Annotated in this window: 27 protein-coding genes and 1 tRNA gene; 17 read left to right on the forward strand and 11 right to left on the reverse strand. The window is 58.9% G+C overall.

The window, feature by feature from the left end; genetic code table 11:
* Together OO730_RS05455 and OO730_RS05460 are read left to right on the forward strand one after the other, a co-directional pair.
* Window positions 1-924 (forward strand): oligopeptide/dipeptide ABC transporter ATP-binding protein, encoded by a 924-nt coding sequence (locus OO730_RS05455; RefSeq protein ID WP_264983573.1) that lies wholly within the window; start codon window positions 1-3, stop codon window positions 922-924.
* The gene (locus tag OO730_RS05460) at window positions 917-1561 is read left to right on the forward strand and encodes an ABC transporter ATP-binding protein (protein ID WP_264983574.1); all 645 of its coding nucleotides are present in this window, start codon (window positions 917-919) and stop codon (window positions 1559-1561) included. The genes OO730_RS05455 and OO730_RS05460 overlap by 8 nt, the downstream gene beginning before the upstream one ends.
* Before the next feature lie 98 nt (window positions 1562-1659).
* On the opposite strand, the gene OO730_RS05465 is transcribed toward OO730_RS05460, so the two are convergent.
* Complete coding sequence (locus OO730_RS05465) at window positions 1660-3612, reverse strand: methyl-accepting chemotaxis protein (RefSeq protein ID WP_264983575.1); 1953 nt, start codon at window positions 3610-3612, stop codon at window positions 1660-1662.
* Window positions 3613-3859: 247 nt separating this feature from the next.
* Here OO730_RS05465 and tpx point away from each other — a divergent pair, with 247 nt between their 5' ends.
* The 3 genes from tpx to rsgA all read left to right on the forward strand — a co-directional run bounded on the left by tpx (window position 3860) and on the right by rsgA (window position 6946).
* Window positions 3860-4378, forward strand: coding sequence for a thiol peroxidase (gene tpx / locus OO730_RS05470; protein ID WP_264983576.1), 519 nt, complete (start codon window positions 3860-3862; stop codon window positions 4376-4378).
* A gap of 368 nt (window positions 4379-4746) precedes the next feature.
* The gene (locus OO730_RS05475) at window positions 4747-5385 is read left to right on the forward strand and encodes an FkbM family methyltransferase (protein ID WP_264983577.1); all 639 of its coding nucleotides are present in this window, start codon (window positions 4747-4749) and stop codon (window positions 5383-5385) included.
* Between the two features lie 451 nt (window positions 5386-5836).
* The gene (gene rsgA, locus OO730_RS05480) at window positions 5837-6946 is read left to right on the forward strand and encodes a ribosome small subunit-dependent GTPase A (RefSeq protein WP_264983578.1); all 1110 of its coding nucleotides are present in this window, start codon (window positions 5837-5839) and stop codon (window positions 6944-6946) included.
* A gap of 163 nt (window positions 6947-7109) precedes the next feature.
* Here the strand turns inward: rsgA and OO730_RS05485 are convergent, their stop codons facing one another.
* On the reverse strand, window positions 7110-7502 hold the full coding sequence (locus tag OO730_RS05485; protein ID WP_264983579.1) for a DUF21 domain-containing protein: 393 nt from the start codon (window positions 7500-7502) through the stop codon (window positions 7110-7112).
* Between the two features lie 78 nt (window positions 7503-7580).
* On the opposite strand from OO730_RS05485, the gene OO730_RS05490 reads away from it, so the two are divergent.
* From OO730_RS05490 to corA, 3 genes are all read left to right on the forward strand, one after another.
* Window positions 7581-8615, forward strand: a complete 1035-nt coding sequence (locus tag OO730_RS05490) for a TIGR00341 family protein (protein WP_264983580.1) — start codon at window positions 7581-7583, stop codon at window positions 8613-8615.
* 426 nt (window positions 8616-9041) lie between these two features.
* On the forward strand, window positions 9042-9230 hold the full coding sequence (locus OO730_RS16290; RefSeq protein WP_407681918.1) for a LapA family protein: 189 nt from the start codon (window positions 9042-9044) through the stop codon (window positions 9228-9230).
* An 11-nt stretch (window positions 9231-9241) separates the two neighbouring features.
* Window positions 9242-10306, forward strand: coding sequence for a magnesium/cobalt transporter CorA (gene corA / locus OO730_RS05495; protein ID WP_264983581.1), 1065 nt, complete (start codon window positions 9242-9244; stop codon window positions 10304-10306).
* Window positions 10307-10365: 59 nt separating this feature from the next.
* Here corA and OO730_RS05500 read toward each other — a convergent pair whose 3' ends face one another.
* Window positions 10366-11229: a mechanosensitive ion channel family protein gene (locus OO730_RS05500; RefSeq protein ID WP_264983582.1), complete on the reverse strand. Its 864-nt coding sequence runs from the start codon at window positions 11227-11229 to the stop codon at window positions 10366-10368.
* A 448-nt stretch (window positions 11230-11677) separates the two neighbouring features.
* Between OO730_RS05500 and OO730_RS05505 the strand changes: the two genes are divergently transcribed.
* Together OO730_RS05505 and OO730_RS05510 are read left to right on the forward strand one after the other, a co-directional pair.
* Complete coding sequence (locus tag OO730_RS05505; protein ID WP_264983583.1) at window positions 11678-11818, forward strand: hypothetical protein; 141 nt, start codon at window positions 11678-11680, stop codon at window positions 11816-11818.
* 6 nt (window positions 11819-11824) lie between these two features.
* On the forward strand, window positions 11825-12067 hold the full coding sequence (locus OO730_RS05510) for a tyrosine-type recombinase/integrase (protein ID WP_264983584.1): 243 nt from the start codon (window positions 11825-11827) through the stop codon (window positions 12065-12067).
* Between the two features lie 77 nt (window positions 12068-12144).
* Here OO730_RS05510 and OO730_RS05515 read toward each other — a convergent pair.
* Window positions 12145-12220: transfer RNA gene (locus OO730_RS05515), tRNA-Ala, on the reverse strand.
* A 142-nt stretch (window positions 12221-12362) separates the two neighbouring features.
* Here OO730_RS05515 and OO730_RS05520 point away from each other — a divergent pair.
* Genes OO730_RS05520 through OO730_RS05530 form a run of 3 tightly spaced genes read left to right on the forward strand, consistent with a single transcriptional unit; the run spans window position 12363 to window position 15447 of the window.
* On the forward strand, window positions 12363-13361 hold the full coding sequence (locus tag OO730_RS05520) for an ABC transporter permease (RefSeq protein WP_264983585.1): 999 nt from the start codon (window positions 12363-12365) through the stop codon (window positions 13359-13361).
* The gene (locus OO730_RS05525) at window positions 13358-14200 is read left to right on the forward strand and encodes an ABC transporter permease (protein ID WP_264983586.1); all 843 of its coding nucleotides are present in this window, start codon (window positions 13358-13360) and stop codon (window positions 14198-14200) included. The genes OO730_RS05520 and OO730_RS05525 overlap by 4 nt, the downstream gene beginning before the upstream one ends.
* Window positions 14197-15447: an alginate lyase family protein gene (locus tag OO730_RS05530; protein ID WP_264983587.1), complete on the forward strand. Its 1251-nt coding sequence runs from the start codon at window positions 14197-14199 to the stop codon at window positions 15445-15447. Before OO730_RS05525 ends, OO730_RS05530 begins: the two co-directional genes overlap by 4 nt.
* An 18-nt stretch (window positions 15448-15465) precedes the next feature.
* Here OO730_RS05530 and OO730_RS05535 read toward each other — a convergent pair whose 3' ends face one another.
* Window positions 15466-17751, reverse strand: coding sequence for an ATP-binding protein (locus OO730_RS05535; RefSeq protein ID WP_264983588.1), 2286 nt, complete (start codon window positions 17749-17751; stop codon window positions 15466-15468).
* Window positions 17752-18078: 327 nt separating this feature from the next.
* Between OO730_RS05535 and OO730_RS05540 the strand changes: the two genes are divergently transcribed.
* The 4 genes from OO730_RS05540 (at window position 18079) to OO730_RS05555 (ending at window position 21635) form a co-directional block, all read left to right on the forward strand.
* The gene (locus OO730_RS05540) at window positions 18079-19692 is read left to right on the forward strand and encodes a DNA repair protein RecN (protein ID WP_264983589.1); all 1614 of its coding nucleotides are present in this window, start codon (window positions 18079-18081) and stop codon (window positions 19690-19692) included.
* 98 nt (window positions 19693-19790) lie between these two features.
* A complete protein-coding gene (locus OO730_RS05545; protein WP_264983590.1) occupies window positions 19791-20384 on the forward strand; it encodes a MarC family protein in 594 nt (197 codons plus the stop codon).
* Window positions 20385-20445: 61 nt separating this feature from the next.
* Window positions 20446-21207 (forward strand): acyl-[acyl-carrier-protein] thioesterase, encoded by a 762-nt coding sequence (locus OO730_RS05550; protein WP_264983591.1) that lies wholly within the window; start codon window positions 20446-20448, stop codon window positions 21205-21207.
* Window positions 21204-21635, forward strand: a complete 432-nt coding sequence (locus OO730_RS05555; protein WP_264983592.1) for a GNAT family N-acetyltransferase — start codon at window positions 21204-21206, stop codon at window positions 21633-21635. The genes OO730_RS05550 and OO730_RS05555 overlap by 4 nt, the downstream gene beginning before the upstream one ends.
* Window positions 21636-21638: 3 nt before the next feature.
* Here OO730_RS05555 and OO730_RS05560 read toward each other — a convergent pair whose 3' ends face one another.
* The 6 genes from OO730_RS05560 to OO730_RS05585 form a co-directional block, all read right to left on the reverse strand.
* Window positions 21639-22544 carry an HD-GYP domain-containing protein gene (locus tag OO730_RS05560; protein ID WP_264984128.1) on the reverse strand — a complete coding sequence of 302 codons (906 nt, stop codon included), beginning with the start codon at window positions 22542-22544 and terminating at the stop codon, window positions 21639-21641.
* Between the two features lie 247 nt (window positions 22545-22791).
* Window positions 22792-23649: a helix-turn-helix domain-containing protein gene (locus OO730_RS05565; RefSeq protein ID WP_264983593.1), complete on the reverse strand. Its 858-nt coding sequence runs from the start codon at window positions 23647-23649 to the stop codon at window positions 22792-22794.
* Window positions 23650-23667: 18 nt separating this feature from the next.
* Window positions 23668-24624: a tetratricopeptide repeat protein gene (locus OO730_RS05570; RefSeq protein WP_264983594.1), complete on the reverse strand. Its 957-nt coding sequence runs from the start codon at window positions 24622-24624 to the stop codon at window positions 23668-23670.
* Between the two features lie 99 nt (window positions 24625-24723).
* Window positions 24724-25329 (reverse strand): hypothetical protein, encoded by a 606-nt coding sequence (locus OO730_RS05575; protein ID WP_264983595.1) that lies wholly within the window; start codon window positions 25327-25329, stop codon window positions 24724-24726.
* A gap of 145 nt (window positions 25330-25474) precedes the next feature.
* A complete protein-coding gene (locus tag OO730_RS05580; protein WP_264983596.1) occupies window positions 25475-26047 on the reverse strand; it encodes a glycogen-binding domain-containing protein in 573 nt (190 codons plus the stop codon).
* Window positions 26044-26598 carry an RNA polymerase sigma factor gene (locus OO730_RS05585; RefSeq protein WP_264983598.1) on the reverse strand — a complete coding sequence of 185 codons (555 nt, stop codon included), beginning with the start codon at window positions 26596-26598 and terminating at the stop codon, window positions 26044-26046. Before OO730_RS05585 ends, OO730_RS05580 begins: the two co-directional genes overlap by 4 nt.
* Window positions 26599-26644: the final 46 nt, after the last annotated feature.

A 26644-nucleotide genomic window follows, 5' to 3' on the forward strand; every position in this document is an offset into this window, starting at 1 on the left:
ATGCTGACGGTCAACAACCTGTCCATCGAATTCAAACGGTACGGAAGCGGCTGGCGCCGCGCCCCCCTCCACCCGGTCAGGGACCTGTCCCTTCAGATCGGCCACGGGGAAATCGTGGCCGTGGTGGGGTCCAGCGGTTCCGGCAAAAGCCTCCTGGCCCACGCGGTCCTCGGGCTGCTGCCGAAAAACGCCCGCATCACCGGCGACATCCTGTTCAAGGGCGAGGCCGTGACGCCCCGCTCCATCCCCCGGCTGCGGGGCAGACAGATCGCCCTCATCCCCCAGTCCGTGGCCTACCTGAACCCGCTTTCCCGCGTGGGCAGGCAGGTCTACCGGGCATCCCGGCTGAGCGGCCAGTGCTGCCGGTCGGCGGCCAGGAACACGGACACGGCCTTTGCCCGTTACCGGCTGGAAAACGAGGTCAAGGCCATGTTCCCCTTCCAGGTCTCCGGAGGCATGGCCCGGCGGGTGCTGACCGCCACGGCCACGGCGGGCGACGCCGCCCTGCTCATCGCCGATGAGCCCACCACCGGGCTGGACCCCGCCGTTGCCCGGCAGTCCCTGCACCACCTCCGGGAGCTGGCCGACTCCGGCAAGTCCATCATGCTCATCACCCACGACCTGGACGCCGCCGTGACCATTGCGGACAGGGTGGCGGTCATCTACGCGGGCACCACGGTGGAGATGGCGTCCGCCCGGGACTTCCGGGAGCGGGAAAAACTCCGGCACCCGTACACGCAGGCGTTGTGGAATGCGCTGCCGCAACAGAATTTCGGATTCGTGCCCGGCAACCAACCCATGGAGGACCGGGCCGTGGCGGGATGCATCTATGGCGACCGGTGCCCGAAAAAGACTGCGGAGTGCCTGGGACCCCAGCCCCTGCGCCCCGTGGGGGACGGCCAGGTGAGGTGCTGCCATGCTTAAGGGAAACAACCTGTCCTTCCGGTATGATTCCACACCCTGGATTCTCAAGGACCTGAATTTCCACGTCCGTCCCGGCGAGGTGGTCGGACTGCCCGGCCCCAGCGGTCGGGGAAAATCCACCCTGGCCAAGATCCTTGCCGGACATCTGGTCCCGCAACAGGGCTTGGTGAGCTGCGACGGCCAACCGCTTCCGACCCGCGTTTTCTCCCCGGTGCAACTCATACTGCAGCACCCGGAGCTGACCATGAACCCCCGCTGGAAAATCGGCGACAGCCTCGCCGAGGGGCATAATCCCGGCCCCCGCACGCTCGAGCGGCTGAACATCGAGCCCGCCTGGCTGTCCCGCTACCCCCACGAACTGTCGGGCGGCGAGCTGCAACGGCTCGCCCTGGCCCGGGTCATGACCCCGAAGACCCGGTACCTGATCGCCGACGAGATGACGGCCATGCTCGACCCCAACACCCAGGCCCTGGTCTGGGACGCGGTGCTCAAGTGGGCCGGGAAACACGAGGTGGGCGTGCTGGCCATCAGCCATGACCGCCACCTGCTGGCGCGCGTGGCCCACCGCATCGACGAGACCTTTGCCCCCCGGGACGCGGTGTCCCATGAAGAAGAATCCTGCCGGGCCGCAGCCTGATCGGTCGGGCAGCCTCGAAAAAGGCCTGGAAGGAAAACCTTCCAGGCCTTTCAAGGCATGAGTGAAATCAAAGGGACAATCCCTTCAGAACGGTTTACCTAAAACCGTTCAAAGTCCTCGTCGTCCATCTCCAGGTTCATCCCGCCTGAGGGAACATCCTCGGGCGCGGACGCAGAAGCTCCTGTCGATCGCGCGGGCAAGGCGGGCGCAGGCTTGCGCTTGACCGTCCTGACGGGCCTTCGGGCCATGGTGCGGGACGCCCTGCCCTGCCCGGCCGCCGTCTTGAAGAAGGACATGGTTTCCTGCAGTTGCGCCGACTGGGCCGAGAGCTCTTCCGCACTGGAAGCGACCTCTTCGGACATGGCCGCGTTGGACTGGATGACCTTGTCCAACTCCTGCATGGCCTTGTTTATCTGTCCGGCGCCGGAATGCTGTTCGGTCGTGGCCACGGATATTTCCTGCACCAGCTCCGCCGTCTGCGTGATGTCCGGCACGAGCTTGTCCAGCATCTGGCCTGCCTCTTCAGCCACCTCGACGCTCTTGGAGGATATCTCGCTGATTTCCGAGGCGGCCACACCGCTTCGTTCGGCCAGCTTTCTCACCTCGGCGGCGACAACGGCGAATCCCTTGCCGTGTTCCCCGGCCCGGGCGGCCTCGATGGCCGCGTTCAGGGCCAGCAGGTTGGTCTGACGGGCGATCTCCTCGATGATGACGATCTTCTCCGCAATGTTCTTCATTGCGGTGACGGCCTCGGACACGGCCTTGCCGCCCCGGCGGGCGTCTTCTGCGGCTCGTGCGGCCAGCTCTTCGGTCTTGTTGCTGTTCTCCGCGTTCTGGGTGATGTTCGAGACCATCTCCTCAACCGAGGCGGACACCTCTTCGATGGAGGCGGCCTGCTCGGTGGACCCCTGCGACAGGGTCTGCGAGGCATCGGTCAGCTCCGCCCCGCCCACGGAAACGGCCCGGCTGGCTTCCTTCACGTCCGTGACGATGGCCAGCAGCCGCTCCACCATGGAAATGAACGCCTCGCGAAGCATGGCCAGCTCGGCCTTGAACGATCCCTCGATGTTCGGATCGAGTACGCCCTCGGCCAGGGTGGCGAACTTCTGCTGGATGCGCTGCAGCGGGACCGTAACCAATCGCTTCACGAAGAAGAAGATGATGACCACCGTCAGCAAAAGGCCGCACACGCCGAGTAGCAGCAGGAATTTCTGCAGCGTATAGGCGGCGCTCATCAGGTCGTCCTGCTCCGCGCTCAGCGCCACGACCCAGCCGGTCTTCTTCACATCGGAAAAGGCCATGTACTTGGTCGCGCCCTTCCACTCGTAATTGATGAATCCGTTCTTGCGAGTGACGGCTTCCTGGATGAAATGATAATTCGACAGGTCCTTGAAGATGGTATCCTTGTCCGGGTGGGCCAGGATCTTGCCCTCGGGATCGACGATGAAGCAATAGCCCTTTTCGCCGACCTTTATGGGGTCAATAAACCTTTCGGTGAACGCGGTGGCCAGCACCGACATGCCCACATATCCGATCGTTTTCCCGCCATCTTTCACTGGGACGGCAATTGCCAGCCTAGGCTTGTTCGAGACAGGCGAAAGCGTGATGTCGGAAATGTAATACGGCTTCTTGTCGACGATAATATCTTTATAATATCCTCGGGACTTGTAGTTTTTCCCTCTTCCGCCTTGATTGGTGGTGATGACGGACGTCCCTTCGGCGTCGTGAGCAAAAAAAGACTCCAACGACGCATCCCTGGCCTTGGCAGCAAGCGCGATATCGGTTGCCACGGTATAATCGCCATGGTTCAAAGCCTCTATCACGCTGGGTTCCGAAGCCAACAGACTGAGCAAGCTCAAACGCTCATCCAGCCAACTGTCAAGAGTGGCGGAAACGGAATTCGCATTCTGGCTGAGTACATTTTCAGATAAGTCAAGGGTAAGATTTTTGGTTCCGACATTGACGGCCAGGAGTGTTCCGGTGACGAGAAAGAGGACGACAACACTCACGAGAAGAACGAGGCGTTGTCCGAGTCCAAGGTGTATCTTCATGGTTACCTCCAGGTATTATTTCGCACGCTAGCTCATTTGTTGGGAGGATCAATTATAATAATTGGCAATAATGCGGGTTAATTCATTGTCCTGATAGCCCATTTTTCCGGCTGCATCCGCCGGTGGCGAATACATATTCCAGGTATGCAAAACCCGTTTCCGGCCAAGCCGGGTTTTTCTTTACTCCTTTCCTTTGCCATGTGGTATGGTGTGAAAAAGACCCATCAGCTTTGATAAGGAGATACTCATGAGTGAAAGAACCGGAATAATCACGTTCCAGGGGAATCCCCTGACCCTGGTCGGCCCCGAGATCAAAGTCGGCGACACGGCTCCCGACTTCACGATTGCCGCCAACGACCTGTCCCCGGCCACCCTGGCCGACTTTGCGGGCAAGGTGCTGATCATCGCCGCGGTCCCGTCCCTGGACACGCCCGTGTGCGACATGGAAACCCGCCGCTTCAACACCGAGGCTGCGGCCCTGGGCGACGAGGTGAAAATCCTGACCGTGAGCATGGACCTGCCCTTTGCCCAGGCACGCTGGTGCGGGGCCGCCGGAATCGAGGCCGTGCAGACGCTGTCCGACCATGCCGGGGCGTCCTTCGGCGAGAACTGGGGCACCCTGATCAAGGAACTCCGCCTCCTGACCCGCGCGGTCTTCGTGGTGGGCAGGGACGGCAAGGTCGAGTACGTCGAATACCTGAAAGAGATAACCGAGGAGCCCGATTACGAGGCAGCCCTGGCTGCCGCCAAGAAGGCCGTGGCCTGATACAGGCAACGGATACCGACAACCGGCCCGGAAGGAACCTTCCGGGCCGTTCTCATGCCCGGTCATTTCGCCGTCTCGCCGGGGCATGGTCCGCGCAAATTGGGAATTGTGCTCTGGACGACTCGGGGGTACTACTACAAGCTGTCGATCGGACTCGAAACGACAGGGGAAGGATCAGGCCACGGGCATTTCCGCCATAACGGATTACCACCACACACAATATGCCGAATTTTTTCAACAGCCTGAAACAGGCCTGGCCCAGCAGACGCACCCCCTCGGAAGACACCCGGGAAGAGCGAACCGTGACGGAGACACAACCCGACGCTGCGCAACGGCGCCCTACCAAACTCAGTGCATTGCAGATGATCGTGGAACTCGGGATACCGGTCGGCACGGTCATAGATGTCGGCGTCCTGAGCCAGACCTCTGAATTGATCCGATGCTTTCCGGACAAGAAGCACGCCCTGTTCGAGCCCGTCCCCGACCACGAGCAGGCCATCAGGCAGGCCTACAAGGACCTGGATTACGACCTGCACCAATGCGCGGTCTCCGACCAGGACGGGACAAGTTTCCTGAGACTGATCCGAACCGACCGGCAGGCCGTCAGCCACTCCCAGCTTGCCGACACCGAAGGAGAAGACTGCATATCCGTCGAGCAGCACAAGCTGGACACGATCATTCCCGCCCACTCCTACGCGGCCCCGTTCCTCTTGAAGATCGACGTGGACGGCAAGGACATCGAAGTGCTGAAAGGCTGCCGGGAGGTTCTCCCCCAATGCTCCTGCGTTGTCGTCGAAGCCACTGTACCACGGATCGGGCCCACCCTTTCTCTGCTTTCCCGGCAGGGGTTCTTCCTGTGGGACATCGTCGATCTCTGCTACTCCCACGGCACCCTGTGGCAGGTCGACCTTGTTTTCCTGCCGAAGAAATACCAGGCCGAGTACAGCATGAAATCGCCGAAGGAACCGGCGACGAGCCACCACTCTCCGTGGCAGCCGATATTCTGACGAGAGACACCGGCGGGGCTTGAATCGTGGGGGTTCATTCATGCCGGAATCCCGTCCTTCACGGACTGCCCCCGGCTCTCTCCCCAATGCAGGAAAGTCACAGCGGTTGACACCTGCGGATCGGTCGGGCTAATTTGCCTGCACATTGCATCAAACAGGAGATTTTATGTTCACCCGGTTTATTGATCTTGTGTCCGAAGTTGCCGAAATAAAGGGCAATCGACAGGCTTAAACCGCTTCCGGACCGCAATCATCTGCGGTTTGCACCCAGGTCTTTACGGCCAGTCCGATTCGCGTTTCTTCCGAAATCGGTCTTTTGTCGCACCCTTCATTTCCGCAACGCATTCACCATCGTACAAGCATCGAAGCCCCTGACCGCGAGTCACCGGCTTCCGCCGACTCAATCATGGTCGATCGAATGCGATCGGCCTCAACGAAATGGTGATGACAAATGATCAATCACATACACGTACCGGCAAACACGCCCGGTGATCCGACACGTCTCCGCCAACTGGGGTGGAACGAACACTTCGAACGCCACGTGGCTGCCATGAACAGGTCGCAGGACCGCATCGGGCGCGTTGTCAGCGTGCTGCGAAACCGGTTTCTGGTGACGGACGGCCGGGACGAATGGCTGTGCGCTCCTGCGGGCAAGCTCCTGCATTCCCCGCACCGGGACTACCCCGTCACCGGGGACTGGGTGCTGGTTGACGACACCGTTGTTACCCGCGTCATTCCCCGCAGGAACCTCCTGTCCCGGGGCGAGTCCGGTTCACGCGGCAACCTGTCCAAGGCCGTTAAACGCGAGCAGGCGATCGCCGCCAATCTCGACACCGTATTCATTGTTTGCGGCCTGGACCGCGATTACAATGCCAGACGCCTGGAGCGGTACATGACGCTGGTCCACAACTGCGGCCTCTCCCCTGTGGTGGTGTTGACAAAGGCGGACCTGCATGAAGACCCGGTCCCCTTTCGACTGGAAATCGAGAGCATCGCCTTCGGAGTTCCCGTGGTGTTGACATCCATGCTGGACGACAGGGGCAAGGATGAATTGGAGAGCCGCCTCGGCGAAGGACAGACCGTCGCCATGATCGGCTCGTCCGGTGCGGGCAAGTCCACATTGGCCAACATGCTGTACGGCAGCGCGATCCAGGCCATCGGCGAAGTCAGCGGCAGCGTCGGCAAGGGACGCCACACCACCACGACCCGGGAGCTCATCCGCATGCCCCAGGGCGGGATGCTCATGGACAACCCCGGCATTCGGGAGATCGCGTTCCATGAAAACGGCCACGGGGTGGAAAGCACGTTCGAAGACATACGGGAGCTGGCCGGGATGTGCCGCTTTGCGGACTGCTCGCACGAACAGGAACCCGGCTGCGCCGTCCAGCAGGCCGTCAGGGACGGCGAACTCCCGCAGGCTCGCCTGGAGAGCTATCGCAAGATGAAACGCGAGATGCAGTATCTTGCCGACCGCCGCACAAAAAGCGCGAACCGCATCGAAAAGGAGCGCAGACAGGGCATCGCCCTGCTGATAAAGGATATGAACAAGCGGAAAAAATAGTATAGACAGGCAGCCCTTCCCACATTCTGAAAGCCAAAAGAGGGCAACAGGCAGCGCCTCAACACACAAAGAGGTTATCCAAACAAATGGATAACCTCTTTCCCTTCTTGGTGGAACTGGAGGGAATCGAACCTGACCTGACCCCGTTCTCGCCGTTCTCGCGCTAAAATAAAAGACCTGACCCCTTTCTGTCCAGCGGGGCAAGGAAAGACCCCACGACGAGTGCCTTTCTAGAAAAATAAGCTTGCGGTACGATCTCACCTACAAGGGTAATAACGACTGTTGAAAAAACAAATGACCCGACACCAGCCATAACTGACTCGGAAAGCAGTGTTAGCAGGACATTGATGCTCACGTTGCCCCACAAAATTGTGCACAAAAGACGGTTTGGGTCCTGTCGTAAAGCCAAAACGGTCGCAGCCATCTTGTTCCCAGAGTGCGCCTCGACTTCAAGACGAAGCCTGCTCAGGCTAAAATAAGCCAAATTAAGACCAGAAAAAACTGCCGATTGAGATAAGCAAAAGATGATACCAACCCATATCAATGCTGACTGCATATACTATCCTCAGTAGATATGATAATGACCATATCTGTCTAATTATAAAGAATTAACAACCAGCATAGGGGACTAGCCATGCCATTGCGGGTCATCGAAATAGTGACACCTCGCTCAGATAAGGACCAAGTCATACAATCCCTTGAAGCTCATCGCCCTAAAGAAGGGTACGTCTTTTGGGCCTCTCCTCTTGAAGATGAAGAAGCACTCGCTTTCAAAATCATCCTTGATGTTCAAGAATCTGAGAATGTTATGGACAAAATGGAACATCTTTTCGCGTGGTCTGAAAAATACCGGATAGTAGTCTACCCGGCCGAAGCGACCCTACCTCGTTTGGACCCTCTCGCAAAGGAGGAAGACGAAAAGGAAATGAACGATCCCACCGACAACGATGATGAAATAAAAAAGAACAGAATAAGTCGCGAAGAACTATATTCCGATGTCCTCGACACTACAATTATTTCTAAGAACTATATGGTGCTGATATCCCTTTCTTCAATAGTCGCGATAATTGGGCTCAGACGGGACAGCGTGGCAATCATCATTGGAGCCATGGTCCTTGCACCGCTACTAGGACCCAATGTTGGCCTGGCTCTCGCAAGCACTCTGGGCGATTACAAACTGGCACGTGAAGCAATAAAAACATTGTTCTGTGGGATCAGCCTTTGCTTTGCCCTTTCCTTTGCTGCTGGCAGTATTTTTGGGTTGCCGAACATGACTAACGAACTTCTGCTAAGAAATACAATGGCATATTCAGATATCATCCTCGCAATCGTATCCGGTGCAGCAGGTATTGTGTCATTCACTATGGGCGTCCCGACTTCAATAGTCGGAGTCATGGTTGCCCTCTCATTGCTACCACCTCTCACTGCAAGTGGTTTGTTCTTAGGATCCGGAATGACCGGATATGCGATAGGAGCAGGACTCCTCTTTATTGCAAACATCATCTGTCTGAATCTTGCCGGCATTGTCACTTTTCTTGTTCAGGGAATTCAACCTCTATCTTGGAGAGACAAAGAACAGGCTAGGACAACGACGGTCCGCGTAGCTCTTCTGTGGAGTAGCTTGCTAGTTGCACTTATCATGCTTCTGTACTTCGAAATAGTTCGGTAACAACCAACACTCCGGATTGTATTGACACTCAATGTCTCGGACAAACTATAAAAAAAATGGGAAACGACTGATGTATTTCCATCAATTCAGAAAATAGACGCAGTATGACACGATCAATAAAACAATTACAGAAAAACTAACGCTCTCTCCCGCATTTTAAAAAGCAAACAAGCAGAGTTTTCGGCTTGATTTTGAAATATTTCACATTACATACTGAAGTCCACTCACAAACGCTCACATCGAGAACAAGAACCGCCAAAGCGATTCTTGCAGACTTGCTTCGTATAACGTCTCTCCTTATTGCGCTTAAATGAAAATATGATTATTTTTTGACAAATAACATTCGAGCTTAACAGCTATTCTAAATTTGGAGTTCCAATGAAAACACCGACTCTAAGCCTATTGGGAAAAGCCAAAGTATTTAGCATGATAACCCTACTCGTTTTGTTCCTGCTGTTCCTTTTTCAAAACATACAGCAAGTGGAGATTTCTTTCATATTTTGGACCATTTCAACTCCACGCGCCCTTTTACTATTCGCGACATTGAGTATAGGCATTGTAATCGGATATCTGCTCGCACAGACGAAAAAATCATGCTCGGCTGAAACAAATTAGGAGGGGGAATTATGGCTCGGTTTCTTAAAAAATTTGATCGGAAAAAAGGTTTGCCTCCTGGGTCTCTTGTCTTTGTCGGGCAACAAAAAACAGACAAACCTCGCCTTCGAATTATTGACTATGACATTTCAATGATGCGTGATGAATTCATTCAAAGCATCGATGATGCTGCCTGGACAAAAGAAACCGAAACAACCAGCTGGATCAATATCGACGGCCTTCATGATGCGGAATTGATGAAAAGAGTAGGTGACAATTTCTGCCTGCCGTCAATGGTTCTCGAAGACATAATGAATACAGGACAACGGCCTAAGATCGAAGAACACTCCGACCACATTTTTATTACCATGAAAATGCTCTCTCTTGACGAAGCCCAAGGCAAAGTCAAATCAGAACAAGTGAGTGCCGTTTTGGCAAGGAACTACTTGATCACATTTCAAGAGCAACCTGGGGACGTCTTTGAACCCGTTCGTGATAGGATTAAAAGACAAAATGGAAGGCTTCGGAAATTCGGACCAGACTATTTATTATATACGCTCATCGATTCCATCCTGGAAAACTATCTAAAAGTAATAGAAACGATGGGAGAAAGAATAGAAGAGATGGAAGATGAAGTTTTGGCCAACCCGGACCCAAAACTTTTGGAAGAGATAAATTTGTATCGACAAGAAATTGCTTACGTTCGCAAGTCTGTACGCCCCGCTCGGGAGATCATATCCAGAATCAATAAACTTGAATCGGACATTATTACCGCCGACATATTGCCTTACTTAATGGATTTATCCGATATTTCTGAACTATCTGTAGACTCTGCTGAAATATATAAAGAGATGCTTGCCTCTCACATCACCACATACAATATGGTTATGGGAAACAGGTTGAATGAAATCATGCAATTTCTGACAATATTTGCAACTATTTTCATCCCTCTTACCTTTCTTGCCGGTATATATGGAATGAATTTCGAGTTTATACCAGAATTACATTACAAATATGGGTACTTTATCCTGTTGTTTGTCATGCTGGCAGTAACAATAACAATGTTAATGTACTTTAAAAAAAGAAAATGGATTTAACAGAGACGTAGACCATTGCCAATCGGCACGAAATTACAATATATTAATTCTATTTGAAATTATTCGTTAGACATCTTAACATTGACAGTGTGTTGAGCAAGTTGTATTGTTTCGCAAGGCATTTCTATTCCAGAAGAAATAAATGATTTAAATATTCTCTCCCGCAACTCATAAGCCTTTTTAATATGCTTTCGTTCGTTGCTGATCCATGCTTGTAACTCCAACTCAACATTGTAGTCATTGAGTTGTGTCACAACAACAGCAGGTGAAGGCGTTGTCATATAGTCTGGATCATTTTCAATTTGTGACAACAACAACATTCTAGCATTGTCTAAGTCTTCTGAAACTCCAACACATACAGAGATATCCAGCCGAAGATGAGGAAAATTTGTATATGATACAACTGTCTTATTCATTACCTCGGCATTAGGTACTGCGACCATCTTTCCATCGTTTGTTACGATCCGTGTAGTACGCAATGTGATTAAATCCACCCTCCCATATTTTCCATCGACTTCAACTAAATCATCAACAGTAAATGGCCTATCCATATGCAAAAGAACGCCAGAAATTATATTTGAAATCACGTCTTTCAGCGCAAATCCAAGAGTAAGACCAACTACCCCCAGAGAGCCTAATAGTGCTGCTGTCTCAACCCCGGCAGCGCTAAGTGCAACAACAAAGCCTATTCCAAATAAACATATTTTAATCGATATACTAGCGAATGATGCGCTGGTTTTATCAAAACGCCTGTTCAAAGTTGATTCTATCAAACGGCTTAGCAACCACCAAATAGTATAAAACACCATTAAAACTAAAATAAAAATCACCAGCTTAACGAATAGCCCACTCAAAAGCTCTCCAAACCGGTCTATGCTAAAGTAAGCTTGTAATTTAATAAATATGCTCTCAATTAATTGCACTGTCGCTCCTATAGGCAACTAAAATTTGAAGTCTTTCTCTACAATCAATTTTATGTCCTGACATTTAATCCGCCGGAATTCCAATTGCTATAATTTCCAACACGGACTTGGCCCCTCGTTGAGAATAAAAAGATCAGGATAAACAAACAAATAAAAGTTGGGCCAAGAAACTAGACCACAACTCAATGTAAACTCACGACACCTGAGTTCTGCCCTATCTTTCCCGATTTGTGCCAAATTGGATAAGCACACACCTGATCATAATTAAATATATATGACAGGAGCATATTAAAAACAATATTTTTCTAGGGGCTGTACCAGATAACACCTCTGGTTATCTGGTACAGCCCAAAAGAAATCAGGACTGTCCGAGACTCGTTGGTCTCTCCTCGCTAGTTACTATGCACACCCTGCGTGTCTGGGTGAATGAAACTGCTCGGAGAGGACTATGGATACGCAAAAATTACTGCTCAAGAGATGGGACAAGAATGTTGCGGGAACGATCACCAAAGAGGATTTGCTGGAATACAGGGCCGAAGTTGTCGGCCATCTGGACGGCAGCAGGATGAGCGAGTTCAATTCAGCCTGAAAGAGTGTGTGCAAGTCTCTCGGCATCGAGGATTTCCACTTCCACGACAACAGGCACACCTACTGCTCAAACATCATCATGGCAGACGGCACACTCAAGCATGCCAAGGAGATGATCGGCCACAAGACGCTCCGCATGGCGGATCGGTATTCCCACCTTGAAGCGGCAAGAGAAAACGTCATACAGGACAATCTGGCCGCTCATTATGAAGATCAAAAAGTCAGTGTTTCGGAAAAAAGGAACACATAGCGGACATATTCTCGAAAGCGCCCCGCAGACACGAAAAAAGGATTCCAAGTATTGACTTGAAATCCTTATTTTTCTTGTGGTGGAGCTGGAGGGAATCGAACCCACGACCTCTTGAATGCCATTCAAGCGCTCTCCCAACTGAGCTACAGCCCCACGTAGTTGGGTGGAGGGGTATTTATCCAAGGCGGGGTCGGTTGTCAACCAGAAATCAGGGGGAGCATGCCGGAGATGCACATTGATTCGACCGGCGACTTGGCGTAAACAATATGGGCGGTTACCCTAACCTGGAAAAACGATGGCCCAAGTACTGAAACGAATCCTGATCAAGCTGTTATGGGTGGGCGTGGTGTTTCTCGGCATCACGGTCATCAGCTTCTGGGTCATCCATCTGGCTCCCGGCTCGCCCACGGACTTGCAGACCACGCTCAACCCCGAGGCCGGACTGGAGGCGCGCGCCCAGCTCGAAGAGCTCTACGGGCTGGACCAGCCCATCCACATCCAATACGTCAACTGGCTGCAAAGATTGGTCAAGCTGGACTTCGGCCAGTCCATGTCCGGCGACCACCGGCCCGTGTGGGACAAAATCAGGGAGCGGCTGCCGCTGACCTTCGGCATGAACGTGGCCTCCATGCTCCTGACGCTTTTGATCGCCGTGCCCATCGGCGTGGCCGCAGCCTGGTGGCGGGGCGGGGCCTTTGACAAGATTTCCACGGTCATCGTGTTCATCGGATTCGCCATGCCCGGTTTCTGGCTGGCGCTGCTGCTCATGCTCTGGCTGGGCATCGCCTGGCCCATCCTGCCCATCTCCGGCCTGACCTCCATGGGTTTCGACGCCATGTCGCCGCTGGAAAAGGCGTGGGACGTGATCAGGCACCTGATCCTGCCGGTGTTCATCTACACCTCGGGTTCCTGGGCGGGCATGTCCCGGTTCATGCGTTCCTCCATGCTCGAGGTGCTGCGCCAGGACTACATCATGACCGCCCGCGCCAAGGGGCTCTCCAGCCGCGTGGTGCTGTTCAAGCACGCCCTGCGCAACGCGCTCATGCCGGTCATAACCATCCTCGGCCTGTCCGTCCCGGCCCTCATCGGCGGGTCCGTGATCATCGAATCCATCTTCGCCCTGCCCGGCCTGGGCCAGCTCTTCTACCAGGCGGTCATGGCCCGCGACTACCCGCTGATCATGGGCAGCCTGGTGCTGGGCGCGGTCCTGACGCTCATCGGCAACCTGCTGGCCGACGTGGGCTACGGGCTGGCCGATCCGCGCATCCGCGTGGGCCAGGGGAGGGACCGATGAAAAAACGGACCCTGAAACGGATTTCCCCCTGGGCGCGATACAGCCTGTTCGGGCTGGGCGCGCTCATCGTGGGCGTCATGTCGCTCGGCGCGGTGCTCGCTCCCTTCATCGCCCCGTTCGACCCCAACGCCATCAATGTGGACGCCCTGCTCCTGCCCCCGGGCGCAACCCACCTCATGGGCACCGACGCGCTGGGCCGCGACGTGTTCTCGCGCATTCTCTACGGCGGCCGCGTGTCGCTGTGGGTGGGCTTCGTGGCCGTGGGCATCGCCACCTCCATCGGCCTGGTCCTCGGCCTGGTGGCGGGCTACTTCGGGCGCGTGGTGGACGAAATCATCATGCGCGGCGTGGACGTCATGCTCTGCTTTCCGTCGTTCTTCCTGATCCTGGCGGTCATCGCCTTCCTGGAGCCGAGCCTGACCAACATCATGGTCGTCATCGGCCTGACCGGCTGGATGGGCGTGGCCCGGCTGGTGCGCGCCGAGACCCTCTCCATCCGCGAGCGCGACTACGTGCTGGCCGCTCGCGCCGCAGGGGCCGGGCCCATGCGCATCATCTTCCGCCACATCATGCCCAACGCCATCGCCCCGGTGCTCGTGTCCGCGACCCTGGGCATCGCCGGGGCCATCCTGACCGAGTCCTCGCTCTCCTTCCTCGGCCTGGGCGTCCAGCCGCCCGACGCCTCCTGGGGCAACATCCTGATGGAAGGCAAGGAAGTGCTGGGCATCGCCTGGTGGCTGTCGGTCTTCCCGGGCGTGGCCATCCTGCTCACCGTTCTCGGCTACAACCTGCTCGGCGAGTCCCTGCGCGACCTGCTCGACCCGAGGCTCAAGCAGTGATCGACTGCCGTCCGGCCCGGCCCGGAGGCAAAACGGCGAGTCGCGTCACAACACCGCTCCTCGTCCTCGTTTTCCTGGCCGTCCTGGCCGCTCCGGCCCTGGCGGGCCCCGTCCTGCCGGGCACCATCGTGCTTTCGCCGCAGGTCCTGTACGAAACCAGGCAGAAAATCCTACGCCGCGACCCGGCTGTAAAGCCCGCCTACGAGCAATTGCTCCGGGAAGCGGACCGCGCCCTGAAGTCGCCTGTCCGGTCGGTTGCCGACAAGCCCACAATCGAACGGGGCAGGGACGGACTCGACTATGTCTCCCTGTCGCCCTACTGGTGGCCCGACCCGGAACAACGGGACGGCCTGCCCTACCTGCGACGCGACGGCGAGCGCAATCCCGAGGCCGATTCCGACGCCTATGACCGTAAACGCATGGCCCGCATGGCCGCAGACGTGGAGACCCTGGCCCTGGCCCACTACCTCGGCAGCAACGAACTCTACGCCATCAAGGCCGCCGCCATGCTCCGCGCCTGGTTCATCGACCGGACCACGCGCATGAACCCGCACATGGAGCACGCCCAGGTACGCCCCGGCACGGCGGACGGGTCACCCACCGGCATCATCGAGACCCGCGACCTGATCCGTGTTGCGGACGCTGCCCGGCTCCTGGAGCCTTCCCGTGCCTGGACCAGGGTGGACGCCCGCAAGCTTTCGGAGTGGTTCGCGGCCTATACGGACTGGCTCATGCACAGCGACAAGGGACGCGAGGAGGCCCGGGCGGAAAACAACCACGGCACCTGGTTCGATGCCCAGGTCGCCGTGTTCGCCGTCTTCTCCGGCGACGTCCAGCTGGCCCGCGCCGTGGTCGGCACGGCGGAGCGCCGCCGCATCGTGCGCCAAATCCTGCCGGGCGGCTCCATGCCGCGCGAACTCAAGCGCACCCGGTCGCGCCACTACACCTTCTTCAACCTGGAAGCGTTCGCCGTGCTGGCGGCTGTGGGGGAAGGGCTCCACATCGACCTGTGGAACTGGCGGGACACGGTGGGGTCGTCCATACGCGAGGCCCTGGATTTCGCCGCCCCGTATCTGGACCCGGAAAAGGAGTGGCCCCACGGCCCCACCGGCGAGTTCCGCCCGGAAGAACATATCCGGCTCCTCCGCAGGGCGACCCTGGTGTTCAAAGACGAAAAGTATCTCGACTTCCTGAAGGACCTGCCGCCGAAAACCGTTGAAACCCACCGATCGACGCTCTGCCATTGAGGGACCGCCAGCCTCCGGTCAGACCCGCAGCCACTTGCCGACGACCTCCATCAACCGGTCCACGGCCACCGGCTTGACCACGTAGTCGTCTACCCCGGCCTCGAAAAAATTGTCCCTGTCCCCGGACAGGGCATAGGCGGTCAGGGCCACTATGGGGATGCGCGCGTTGTGCCCGCCCGCCCGACCCGAACGGATGGCCCGGGTGGCTTCCACGCCGTCCATGACCGGCATCTGGATGTCCATCAGCACCATGGCGTAACTTTTGTCGGTCACGGCCCGGAGCGCCTCGGCCCCGTTTTCGACCGCATCGATGCGATAGCCCGCCCGGCTCAGGAGCCGCTTCACGGACAACCGGTTGACCGCGTCATCCTCCACCAGCAGGATCGGGCTATGCCTGTCGACGGGGCAGACGGTCGGCACCCGGACCCGGTCCGCCTCGACGCCCTCCCGAACCCCGAACGGCAGGCAGAAATGAAAGGTCGTGCCGCCCCCGGGCGTGCTCGCGGCAGACACGCTGCCGCCCATCAGGCCCACCAGTTGCCGCACGATGGCCAGCCCCAGCCCCGCGCCCTGATGGGAACGCCCGTACCCGTGGTCCGCCTGTATGAACGGCTCGAAAAGCCGCTCGATGTCGTCCTCCTCCATGCCGATGCCGGTATCGGACACGGAGAACAGAATCCGGGACTCGTCCGGGCCTGCGCCGGACAACGGGTATGCCTCGAGCCGGACGCTTCCCTGATCCGTGAACTTGACCGCGTTGCCCACCAGGTTGTTGACGATCTGCTGGAGCCGCACCGCATCGCCGGTCAGGTTGTCGGGGATGGCGTCATGAACATTCACCTCAAGACCGATGCCCTTCTGCTGGCAGGACGGGGCAAACAGCTGCCTGGTGAACTGCAGCGTTTCCCTCAGGCTGAAGGCGGCTTCCGTCAGCCTGATCATGCCGGTTTCGACCCGGGTCAGGTCGAGGATGTCACCGAGCAGCGACGTCAGCCGCTTTGCGGACTGCACGGCCATGTCCACGTATTCCCCCTGCTCCCGGTCCAGGGACGTGCCCAAAAGCAACTGGTGCATACCCACGATGCCGTTCAGGGGCGTCCTCAGCTCATGACTCATGTTGGCCAGGAAAACCGTCTTGGCCTCGTTGGCGGCCTCGGCATTGGCCTTTTCCCGGGCAAGTTCGGCTTTCTGCCGCAGCAGATGCTCGCGGGCCCGTTCCAGCTTGCCCACCATTTCGTTGTAGGCCTCTCCCATCTCCAGCATCTCCAGGGGCAGCTTCTCGATGCCTATGGAGGAACCGAGCCGGCCCTTGCCCAGGCTTTCGAACGCCTCGCGGAACTGTCCCCTGGCCGCGTCAAGGAGGTTGTCCCGGCTCAATACCGTGATGCATATCCAGTCCATGCATTGCAGGGTCACCCAGTAAATCTGGTACTCGTCTTCCCCGGCCTCGACCGTCTGGTGCCCGGTTCCCTGCGTGTGCAGGGCATGCAGGTCGAGCCCGTTGAACGCCTCGTGGATGTTCCTGAACGGGGTCAAACATATCTCGCCCTTTTCCATGTCCTCGGACAGGACGCCGTGGCTGCAGGATATGACCGTGCCGTCGGCCTGGACCACGCAGGTCAGTTGCGATTTTCTCGTCGGGGTCAGGATGGACGGACGGACCAGGCTGTCGACCTTCAAATCGATGGACCACAGGCCTATGAACTCGTCCCGGACGTAGACGGGAATGGAGGCGGCCACTATCAGTCCCTGGCCCGCATAATCGATGTGCGGCGGGGACCAGCGGATGGATCGTTCCGGATTCACCTCCGGCTCGACCGAGGCGTAGGTATGGTAATCCCGCCACTGAAAATCCGGGGTGATGGCCGTGATCTGGTCGATGTAGGGATATTGCAGAGCCGTGTTGGTGACGTCCTGATAGTAGACCCAGACCGTGCCCGGAAGCCGCTCGCACAGGGCCATGAGCATGGGTCCCATGTCCTTGTGGCAAAACAGCCGGTAAGCCGCGTCCTGGTCGTCGCGGATGTCCCCCGGCCAGGAATAGCTCAACGCGTCCGCGTGCAGGGTCCCGCTCCTGTGCGCAGCGAGATCGGGCAGGCTGAGGAAAAATCCGTCCTCCCCCACGCCGAATCCTTCGGACGCCAGCCAGGCGCGGACCGCTTCGGGATCACGCGGGATGACGCGAAACAACTCCAGGGAATGGTGCGCAAGATAGACCAGGGCGTCCTTGACCCGGTCCAATTCACAGGAAACGACCCGGGCGACGACCTTGAGTTGCGTCTGTATCCTTTCAAGTTCAATCACTCAGCGCTCCTTTGCTGCGCGGGCACAGGCCGGGTTCACGAACGGATCACCTGCCTTTCGGCAACGTCGCAGGGGATGCTCCAGGCTCCCATAGGGTCTGGGGATGCGGCAAAATTGGTGTATAATATTTGAATGCTTCTACCGGACTGTACATTATAATCCGGCCAGGGCCTGGCACCGCGCCGACAGCGCCTTCCATGTTCCCCCTTTTCCGCAGGAGCGCAGTGGTGTATAACCGGCCATGGCAATTCGATTTGCCGGACCGGACGCGATTGGTTGAGTTGACCGTGCGCCGGGCCAACCCTTGTTACCAGGCTGGTATATTACATGCTGGAATTGTTGCGCATCCGAAATCTTGCGCTGATCGAAGACGTGGAGTTGGAGTTTGCTCCTGGCCTGAACGCCCTGACCGGCGAGACCGGCGCGGGCAAGTCGTTCATCATGCGCGCCGTCGACTTTCTCATGGGCGAACGCATGGACCGGAACCTGGTCCGACCCGGAACGGACAAGGCCACCGTTGAGGCGCTGTTCGTGCTGCCCGAGGGCGAGACCGTCATCCGCCGCGAACTGTCCGCCGAGACCGGGCGCAGCCGGGTGTACGTCAACGACGTGCTCTCGTCCCAGCCCACCATCCGGGACATGGGCAGCAAGCTGGTGATCCACACCTCCCAGCACGGCCAGCAGCGGCTGCTCTCCCCGGCCTTCCAGGCGGAAATCCTGGACTCCTTCCTGCCCGACCGGTCCCTGGTCATCGCCCGCAACGAACAGCTCGCCGTGCTCACCGACGTGCTGGACCGCAAGCAGCGGCTCCTGGAGCGGTTCGAGGACATCGAGAAGCAACGCGACTTCCTGGAATTCCAGAAAAAGGAAATCGAGGCCCTGGACCCGCAGCCCGGCGAGGAAAACGAGTTGGAAGAACGCAAGAAGGTGCTCAAGGACCGGGAACGGGCGGGCGAATGCCTGCAAAACGCCCTGAACATCCTGCACGGCGAGGTCGGCCTGCTGGACGCCATGACCCTGCTCACCCGCGAGATGGAAATCATCGCCCGGCTCTTCCCCGGCTTCGAAGAGGACCGCGAGGCCATCGAGGAACTGCGCATGCGGCTGCACGACATGGACTCCCGGCTGCGGCGCGGACCGGAGGGTCTCGGCGACGACGACACCATGTCCCTCGACGACATCGAGGAGCGGTTGTTCGAGCTGGCCAAGCTCAAGCGCAAACTCCGGCGCGGCCTGGACGAGATCGTCGAGATGAAGGCCGAGATCGACGAGAGCCTGTCGTTTCTGGACGCCTGCGCCCTGGACGTCAAGGCCCTGAACCGCGAGGAGGACGCCGCGGCGACCGAATTGAAAGCGGTCCTGGCCAAGCTCAACGCGGCCCGCAAGAAGGCGGCCAGGGAACTGTCCATCCGCATCGTTGACGAGCTGCTGGACCTCGGCTTTTCCGAGCACGTCAAGGTGCACTTCGAATTCGACGCCCGCGAGCTCTACCCCGGCTGCGACGACATGCGCGGCCGCCTCATGTGGGTGCCCAACCCGGGCCAGCCCGCCCAGCCCCTGCACAAGATCGCGTCAGGCGGCGAGCTGTCCCGCTTCCTGCTCGCCCTGGTCTCCATGCGCGGCAACAACCAGGCCGATCACGACACCCTGCCCTCGCTCATCTTCGACGAGGTGGACGCGGGCATCGGCGGCCTGACGCTCAACTCCGTGGGCGACAAGCTGCGCACCCTGGCCGACCGCCAGCAGATGCTGCTCATCACCCACTGGCCGCAATTGGCGGGCAAGGCCGACCGCCACTTCCTCATCCTCAAGGAAGTGATCGACGACGCGACCTACACCAAATGCGAACGGCTGGAAGCCGACGATATCAAAAACGAGCTCTCAAGAATGGCGGGCGGCGGCGAACAGGGCGCGGCCCTGGCCGCGAAATTGGTGAAATAATTTGCCTTCGGCGACCAGAGGGGAAACCCTTTGAGAAGGGTTTCCCCTCTGGACTCCCCTTCCTAAACTTTTTGTCGCGCGCTTCGCGCGGGGATCGCATGACCTCACTCTTCGTCTCTCTGTACATAAAACTGTTCTTCCTGCTGACGCCGTTCTTCGTGCTGTCCGTGTTCCTGTCCCTGACCGAAGGCGAGGAGGTGGCGGCGCAGCACAGGCTGGCGGTCCGCACGACCCTGGCCGTGCTGGTCATCTCCCTGGTGCTCTATTTCGCGGGCAACCCGATCTTCGCCACGCTGGGAATCACCCTGGACGGGTTCCGGGTGGGCGCAGGCAGCCTGCTGTTCCTGTCCGCCGTGTCGCTGGTGTCGGGCAAGCGGCAGCGGCCCGAGCCCGACGATGACGCGGACGTGGCCGTGGTGCCGCTGGCCATCCCCATCACCGTAGGTCCGGCGACCATCGGTACCCTGCTCATCCTGGGCGCGGAGCTGGGCACCACTTCCCAGCGCATGATCGGCGCGGGCTCGCTGGTCGCGGCCTGCCTGACCGTGGGAATCATGCTCTTCTCGGCGTCGGCCGTGAAAAAGGTCATCGGCTCCATGGGCTTGTCCGTGCTGACCAAGGTCACCGGCCTGGTCCTGTCGGCCATGGCCGCCCAGATCGTGTTCACCGGAGTGCGCAATTTCATGGCCTGATCCCCCATGCCCCCCCTTTCCCCTTTACACGGCCCCGGATCTCCCATACAGACTAGTTGCTATGACAACTAATCCTGATCTGACATTCGAACACGCCTACAATATCCGCTCCTACGAACCGCGCACCGACGGGCGCGTCTCCATCGCCTCGGTATGCAACCAGTTGCAGGACATCGCCTCGCGCCACGCCGATTCCCTCGGCTTCGGCTTCGACGACCTGCAGCAAAGCGGCCACTTCTGGATACTGGCCCGGCTGCATCTGATGATGGACCGGCTGCCCGGCTACGGCGAACAGGCGCGCATCCTGACCTGGCCCTCGGGCAACGAGCGGCTGGTCGCCCTGCGCGACTTCCTGGTCCATGACGCCGACGGGATCGTGGGCCGCGCCACCACCTCCTGGGTGACCCTGAACGCCGAGACCCACCGCCCGGACAAGCCGGACACCGTGCTCGACCGCCGGTTCATCCCGGAGCGCGACCGCGCCCTGGAGTTCCCCTCCAAGTCCGTGACCCGGCTCAAGGAGGGCGAGCACTCCGTGCAAATCACCGCCCGCCGGGCCGACATTGACATCAACGGGCACGTGAACAACGTGAAATACGTGGAGTTCTGCCTGGAGGCGGTGCCGCAGACCTGGACCGACAGCCACCGCTGCCTGGGGCTGGACATCCAGTTCCGCACCGAGTCCTTTGCCGGAGATTCCTACGCGGCGGCCTGCTCGCCTGCGGAACCGGAAAACGGTATGGACACCTTCCTGCATTCCCTGATCCGGACCTCGGACAACCGGGAGATCGTGCGCATGAAGACGTGGTGGAGAAAGTCATGAGCCAAGGCATACGGCTGGCCTTCGACAGCGAGGGTGTGGACTGGGCCGAGGCCGCATCGATCTTCGAGCGCGCCCCGCTCGGCACGCGCGAGCCTGACAAATTCGAGCGCACCTGCCGCAACAGTGATTTGGTCTGCTTCGCCTGGGACGGCGACGTCCTGGTCGGATTGGCCCGCGCCCTGTCGGACGGCGAGGTGCAGTCGGTCATCTACGACCTGTGCACGCTGCCCGAGTACCAGGGCCGGGGCCTCGGCACCCGGATAATGGAGGCAATGATGGAGAAGCTGGGCACGCCCAATGTGGTCCTGTGGTCTGTGCCCGGGAAAGAAGGCTTTTACGCCAGGCTCGGCTTCAAGCCCATGCTCACCGCCATGGCGCGGATGGAAGACCCGGAGGCGTCCGCAGCCCGGGGTTACATTCGTCTGTAGGCCCTATTCCACCACGGTCATCTCGGTGCGCAGCTTGCCGCCCTGGATCATCAGCACGGCCAGCAGCTTGGTCAGCACTGGCTCGTATTTCGCCGTGTCCTTGGCCAGGGTGACCACGGCCTTGGGGATGTCCTTGGGTTCGCGGAAGGGACGCTCGCAGACCATGGCGCAGAAGGAGTCGGCCACCGCGCAGACCTTCCCGATGAGTGAAATATCCTTCTTGAACCGTCGGTTGGGATAGCCGGAACCGTCCAACCGCTCATGGTGCTGGCGCATGCAGTCGAGGATGATCTGGGACTGGATGCGCAGCCGCATCATCATGGACTCGCCCGCCTCCACGTGATTCTCGATGGAGGTCCGGTCCCGCTGCACCAGGTATCCGGCCCGGTCCAGGACGAACCGGGGCACCTGGATCATGCCGACATCGTGCAGCAGCAACCCCAGAGCCACGTCGACCAGGTCCGCCTGCCTGAACTTCCCGGCAGTGACCAGAGTGAACAGGGCCAATCCCACGAACATGGTGTTCACCGAGTGGGTGGTCAGGCTGTATTCCTTGTGGATGGTGGCGGTCAGGTACTCCACCCTGCCCGGATCGGCCCACACGTACTCGGCCAGGATGGACACGTCCTTGGCCATGGCCTTGAACGGCCCCTCGGTGGGATTGCCGAAAAAGTCCTCCACCCGGTCGCGGAAGGCGATGAAGAATATCTGCGCCACTTCCTGGGGAGTGAAGTCGTCCTCGGTCAGGATGAGGCCGAGCTTCTTGCTGAGGTGGCTGGCGTAGATGCGGTAGTCCTCGCGCAGAAGAAACAACAGGCTCTCCGCAGCGAAACCGGCCACTTCCGCCTGCCGGTCCTTGGACAACCGTTCCTCGGCCTTGTGGTATTTCTTGGTCTGGGCGGTGTCCATATCGAACACGTACAAATCCACGGGGGGCCGGAACTTGGGGAAACTCTCCAATATATTCGGACTTATCTGTAAATACGTTTCCGACAGGGACTCGCCGCTCATAAAAACACCTCTGAATGATTCAAGATACTGGCCTACTAGCCATATTCGTATAATTATTTCAAGCGTAACCGCTCGTTTGTCAACGAAAAAAAAGACGGGACCCGTTTTACGGGTCCCGTCCGGGATATCAATGAGCCGGTTGCGGTCAGCTCTTTCCGTTGCCGTTGCCCTTGCCGTTGCCGCCGGCATTGCTGCTACCCTTGCCCTTGGCATTGCCGCTCTTGCCGCCCGCATTGGAGTTGCTCGACTTGGACTCCTTGGAGCCGGACTTGGCGCTCTTGGACGCCTTGTTCAGACCGATCCCCTTGCCGTTGCCGGCTTGCGCGCCCGGCGTGGAGGAGACGCCGGACTTGAGGTTCCGGCCCGTGGCCTTGCCTGCCGCCGAAGCGACGGCGGCCTTTTCCATGCCCACGCCCATGCTGGCGACCTTGGCCCGTTCACGATTCTGATTTTTGTGCCCCAGGCCCACGGTGCTCGGGTGCACGCCCAGTTCCTTGGCGATCTCGCCCCAACCCATGCCTTCCTCACGCATGGCCGCGACATCGGACACGTCCACGGACGCGGCGTTAGCCGCAGCGGCGGCAGCGGCATCCTCGGCATCCTGAAGATCGGACAAGGCGCTGTCCAGAGCAGTCTGCGCCGCCGCCGTTTCCTCTTCAGTGGTGGCTGCGTCCAGGGCCTCCTGAGCCTCGGTCACGGCCTCCTGGGCCTCGGTCACGGCCGCCTCGGCTTCCTGCACCGCTCCGGCAGCGGCGGCTGCCGCTGCTTCGGCTATGGCTTCGGCCTTGGCGGCCTGTGCCGGATTGCTGAACTCGGGGGCGTCTTCGGTCTCGCCGGTGTCGCCCGTGTCGCCGGTATCCCCTGCATCACCGGTGTCGCCGGTGTCGCCCACCGCGTCCCCCGGTGCGGGGTCTTCCTGGGCAAAGGCCGCAGGTGCGGCGAGAACGGCCACGAGAGCCGCTATCATCAGCCCGAATATAATCTTGTTCAATGTGATTTTCATGATCCTCTCCTTGAGTGATTACCGGACTCCGGTAATGAAGTTCACCGACTTGTCGAGGGAGAACGTCCTGTCCCCGGCCTCGACCGTCTCGGCGGTCCCGAACCAACTCAGAGGCAGCCTTTGGGCACCGATCCCCGGATGTCCGGCCAAAACGTAGTCGCGAATGCTCTTCGCGTAGGCCTTGGCCCGGGCGGCATCGCCGTCCACGTAGGAAACAACGTTCAGTGTCAGGTCCTTGTTGGTTTCAAGCAGGGCGCTGATCACGTGCAGGGTTTCCTTGCTTTGGGCATCCGGATCGCTCGATCCCGGTTTGAACGTCATGCTCTTCAGCGTGATGTTCCGTTTTCCGATTATGAAATTGCGATAGGTGAAGTCTCCGTGCAGATTGAGTCGCGCCGCAGCCTCCATGCCGAGGGTCCCGGCGGGGTAAAACTCCAGAAACTTCTTCCAGCCCGCAATCTCCTCTTGTGTTCTTTTCAGTCCGCTTAAAGCGACGCTCCTGTTGTAGAGCGCCTCGGGATTGTATTTATCCAGCCTGATGACCGTGTCGTACTGCTCGAGCGCCCGGGTCCATTCTCCCTGATCCAGGTACCCGTGTCCCAGATAGAGGTTGGCCGAAATATGTTCCGGGTCCAGGCTCAACGCCTTCTTGTAGGCCGCCCGCTCCCGCTCGAAATCCAGCATCGCCCAGTGGGCCACCCCGGTCCAGAACACGTAATCCGCGTTTTCAGGGTCCAGGGCCACGGCCTTTTCCAGATAGGGCAGGCCGTCCTCGGGCTTGTTCAGGGCCAGGTAGTATCTCCCTACGTAGTAGGCCGAGGAGGCATCCCCGGGGTTCTCCCTGAGCTGATCGCCCAATACTTCGATTCCTTCCTCGTACTTCTCGCTTTCGAGATAGTACGGTCCGACGACCTTGGCGCAACCGGCCAGGGCCAACACGGCCAGCAAAAGACCGGCAAAAGCAATTTTCTTCACAAAAGGACTCCCCTACGACATGTCATGAAAGAACCGTTGTCCTCATATACAATATATACACCCGGCCACCGTACATGGTCACAATTCAGGCAGAAATTATTATTCGGAATCCGGTTGCCCTTTCAGGCTGCGTGAGGTGAAGCCGAGCCGGGAGGAAACGTCGCGCAGCGCCCCCTTCCGTCCCAAAACCTGCCGCGCGGCTTCGGCGATGTCGGCATCATCCAGGCCGCGCTTGCGGGCCACCAGGACGATGCGGATGAAGTAGCGCCACTCGTCGGCCGGACCGCCGTTTTCAAAGGCCTCCCTGAGCATCGAGCGGGTCAGCTGGTAGTCGAAGGCCGACTGCCCGAGCAGGCAGACCATGTGCGCCCCGGTGAGGAAGGAGGCCTGCGGCCGGGTGGAAAATTCGGTGACGTATGCCTCGAGGTCGGCCTGGGGAGTGCCCTGGGACACGCCTTCACCCATGACGACGAGCAATTCCGGGGCCACCTCTGCGGACCGGCCCGAGAGCAGCCTGCGCGCGAAGCGGTAGGCTTCCAGCTTGCGCTCCAGCACCCGCACTATGAGTGACGGGGCCACCCGTTTGGCCAGCCCCTCGTCCAGCTTGTCCTCGAAAGGCACCAGCGGCAGCCTGCCGGTACAGGCTTCCAGCAGGGACCCGAGCAGAGCGCTGCCGTCCTCCTCGCTGAGATCACCCGCTTCCACACTGACCGAGACCCGGTCTATGACACCGGGAAAGACGCCGCACGTGCGGGCCTGCTCCGCCGTTTCCGAAAACGAGGCGTGATCCGCATAAGCGGTTGCCGCCGCAAGGAGACAGAAAAGGGCCGCAAGGGCGCAGAGAGTAAAACTACAGGGCCTGTTCATCGTCACCGTTCACGAACAAGATGGAGTTCCTGTTGCCGAAACCGTCGTCGCGGGTCATGGGAGCCTGGGGATCGGGCACCAGCTCCCGGCCGTTCACCAGGAAGAGATATTCGTGGTCGCCCGGCGGCAGCTTGGCTTCGAGCACCCAGGCGCGCGCCTCCGGATCATACCACATGACGGACCGCTCCGCCCGCCATTTGTTGAACGAGCCGATGACGGACACGTTTCTGGCCTGCTGCCCGGCGTCGTGCAGGACGAACCGGACCGAGGTCATGGCGGCCGTCCGGTCCGGCGCAGGGGTGTCGTTATTGATCACGGCCAGGGCGATGAGGGCCATGGCCAAGGTCACCGCCGGTATGACGGTCATGGGCCTGAAGGTCATGACCTGCGGCCGGATCAGCCACAGCCTGAGCCGCTTCCAGACCGACGGGCGGCGGGGCTCGAGCCCCTGCATGACCCGCTCGGCGAACCCTTCGGGCACGTCTGTGCCGGGCGAGGTCCGGATGGACTGGATGATCACGTCTTCCGTGTAGATCTTTTTCTGTTCGTCGGTCATATGACTCCCCCGTCGAATTTCTGCCGGACCATGTCCAGCCCCCGGCTGATGCGCATTTTCGCGCCGCTCACCGATGTCTCCAGCGTCCGGGCGATTTCCTGCATGGTGAAATCGTACCGGTACCGGAGTATCAGCGCTTCCCGGTATTTCGGGTCCAGCGTCAGGACGATGTCAAACGCCTTGGCCCCGTCCAACCGGGCATGAAGCGTGTCCTGTTCGTCCGGCGTGTCCTCCTGCCTGGCCATCACCGACGCGTCTTCCACGAAGACGAGCCTGTCCCGGCCGTCGGCACGAAGCCAGTCGCGGGCGATGTTCAAGGAAACCGAATACAGCCAGGGGAAAAACCGCCTCCCCGGCTTGAAGGATTCGAGCTTATCGTACGCCCTCGTGAACGCATCCTGGGCGAGGTCGGCTGCCTTGTCTTCGTCGCCCACCATGCGAATCATGAGATTGTACACGGGCCGTTGGTACTCGCGCACCAACAGGCCGAACGCCTGGACATCGCCCAGAAGCACCTTGCGTACGATATCCGCTTCGCGTTCCTCTTTCATTACACTCCAAGGGCCTCGAAGCCCCTCCGACTCTCTCTGCACCCCT

Source organism: Pseudodesulfovibrio portus, from assembly GCF_026000375.1.
Lineage (GTDB): Bacteria > Desulfobacterota > Desulfovibrionia > Desulfovibrionales > Desulfovibrionaceae > Pseudodesulfovibrio > Pseudodesulfovibrio portus.

Bases quoted from the DNA above. Each gene is read 5' to 3' on its own strand.
- OO730_RS05555 (WP_264983592.1), top strand. From the start codon at position 21,204: ATGAGCCAAGGCATACGGCTGGCCTTCGACAGCGAGGGTGTGGACTGG.
- tpx (WP_264983576.1), top strand. From the start codon at position 3,860: ATGAGTGAAAGAACCGGAATAATCACGTTCCAGGGGAATCCCCTGACC.
- corA (WP_264983581.1), top strand. From the start codon at position 9,242: ATGGCTCGGTTTCTTAAAAAATTTGATCGGAAAAAAGGTTTGCCTCCT.
- OO730_RS05565 (WP_264983593.1), bottom strand. From the start codon at position 23,649: ATGAAAATCACATTGAACAAGATTATATTCGGGCTGATGATAGCGGCT.
- OO730_RS05460 (WP_264983574.1), top strand. From the start codon at position 917: ATGCTTAAGGGAAACAACCTGTCCTTCCGGTATGATTCCACACCCTGG.
- OO730_RS05525 (WP_264983586.1), top strand. From the start codon at position 13,358: ATGAAAAAACGGACCCTGAAACGGATTTCCCCCTGGGCGCGATACAGC.
- OO730_RS05540 (WP_264983589.1), top strand. From the start codon at position 18,079: ATGCTGGAATTGTTGCGCATCCGAAATCTTGCGCTGATCGAAGACGTG.
- OO730_RS05550 (WP_264983591.1), top strand. From the start codon at position 20,446: ATGACAACTAATCCTGATCTGACATTCGAACACGCCTACAATATCCGC.
- OO730_RS05455 (WP_264983573.1), top strand. From the start codon at position 1: ATGCTGACGGTCAACAACCTGTCCATCGAATTCAAACGGTACGGAAGC.
- OO730_RS16290 (WP_407681918.1), top strand. From the start codon at position 9,042: ATGATAACCCTACTCGTTTTGTTCCTGCTGTTCCTTTTTCAAAACATA.
- OO730_RS05485 (WP_264983579.1), bottom strand. From the start codon at position 7,502: ATGCAGTCAGCATTGATATGGGTTGGTATCATCTTTTGCTTATCTCAA.
- OO730_RS05465 (WP_264983575.1), bottom strand. From the start codon at position 3,612: ATGAAGATACACCTTGGACTCGGACAACGCCTCGTTCTTCTCGTGAGT.
- OO730_RS05545 (WP_264983590.1), top strand. From the start codon at position 19,791: ATGACCTCACTCTTCGTCTCTCTGTACATAAAACTGTTCTTCCTGCTG.
- OO730_RS05560 (WP_264984128.1), bottom strand. From the start codon at position 22,544: ATGGACACCGCCCAGACCAAGAAATACCACAAGGCCGAGGAACGGTTG.
- OO730_RS05490 (WP_264983580.1), top strand. From the start codon at position 7,581: ATGCCATTGCGGGTCATCGAAATAGTGACACCTCGCTCAGATAAGGAC.
- OO730_RS05585 (WP_264983598.1), bottom strand. From the start codon at position 26,598: ATGAAAGAGGAACGCGAAGCGGATATCGTACGCAAGGTGCTTCTGGGC.
- OO730_RS05520 (WP_264983585.1), top strand. From the start codon at position 12,363: ATGGCCCAAGTACTGAAACGAATCCTGATCAAGCTGTTATGGGTGGGC.
- rsgA (WP_264983578.1), top strand. From the start codon at position 5,837: ATGATCAATCACATACACGTACCGGCAAACACGCCCGGTGATCCGACA.
- OO730_RS05580 (WP_264983596.1), bottom strand. From the start codon at position 26,047: ATGACCGACGAACAGAAAAAGATCTACACGGAAGACGTGATCATCCAG.
- OO730_RS05505 (WP_264983583.1), top strand. From the start codon at position 11,678: ATGGATACGCAAAAATTACTGCTCAAGAGATGGGACAAGAATGTTGCG.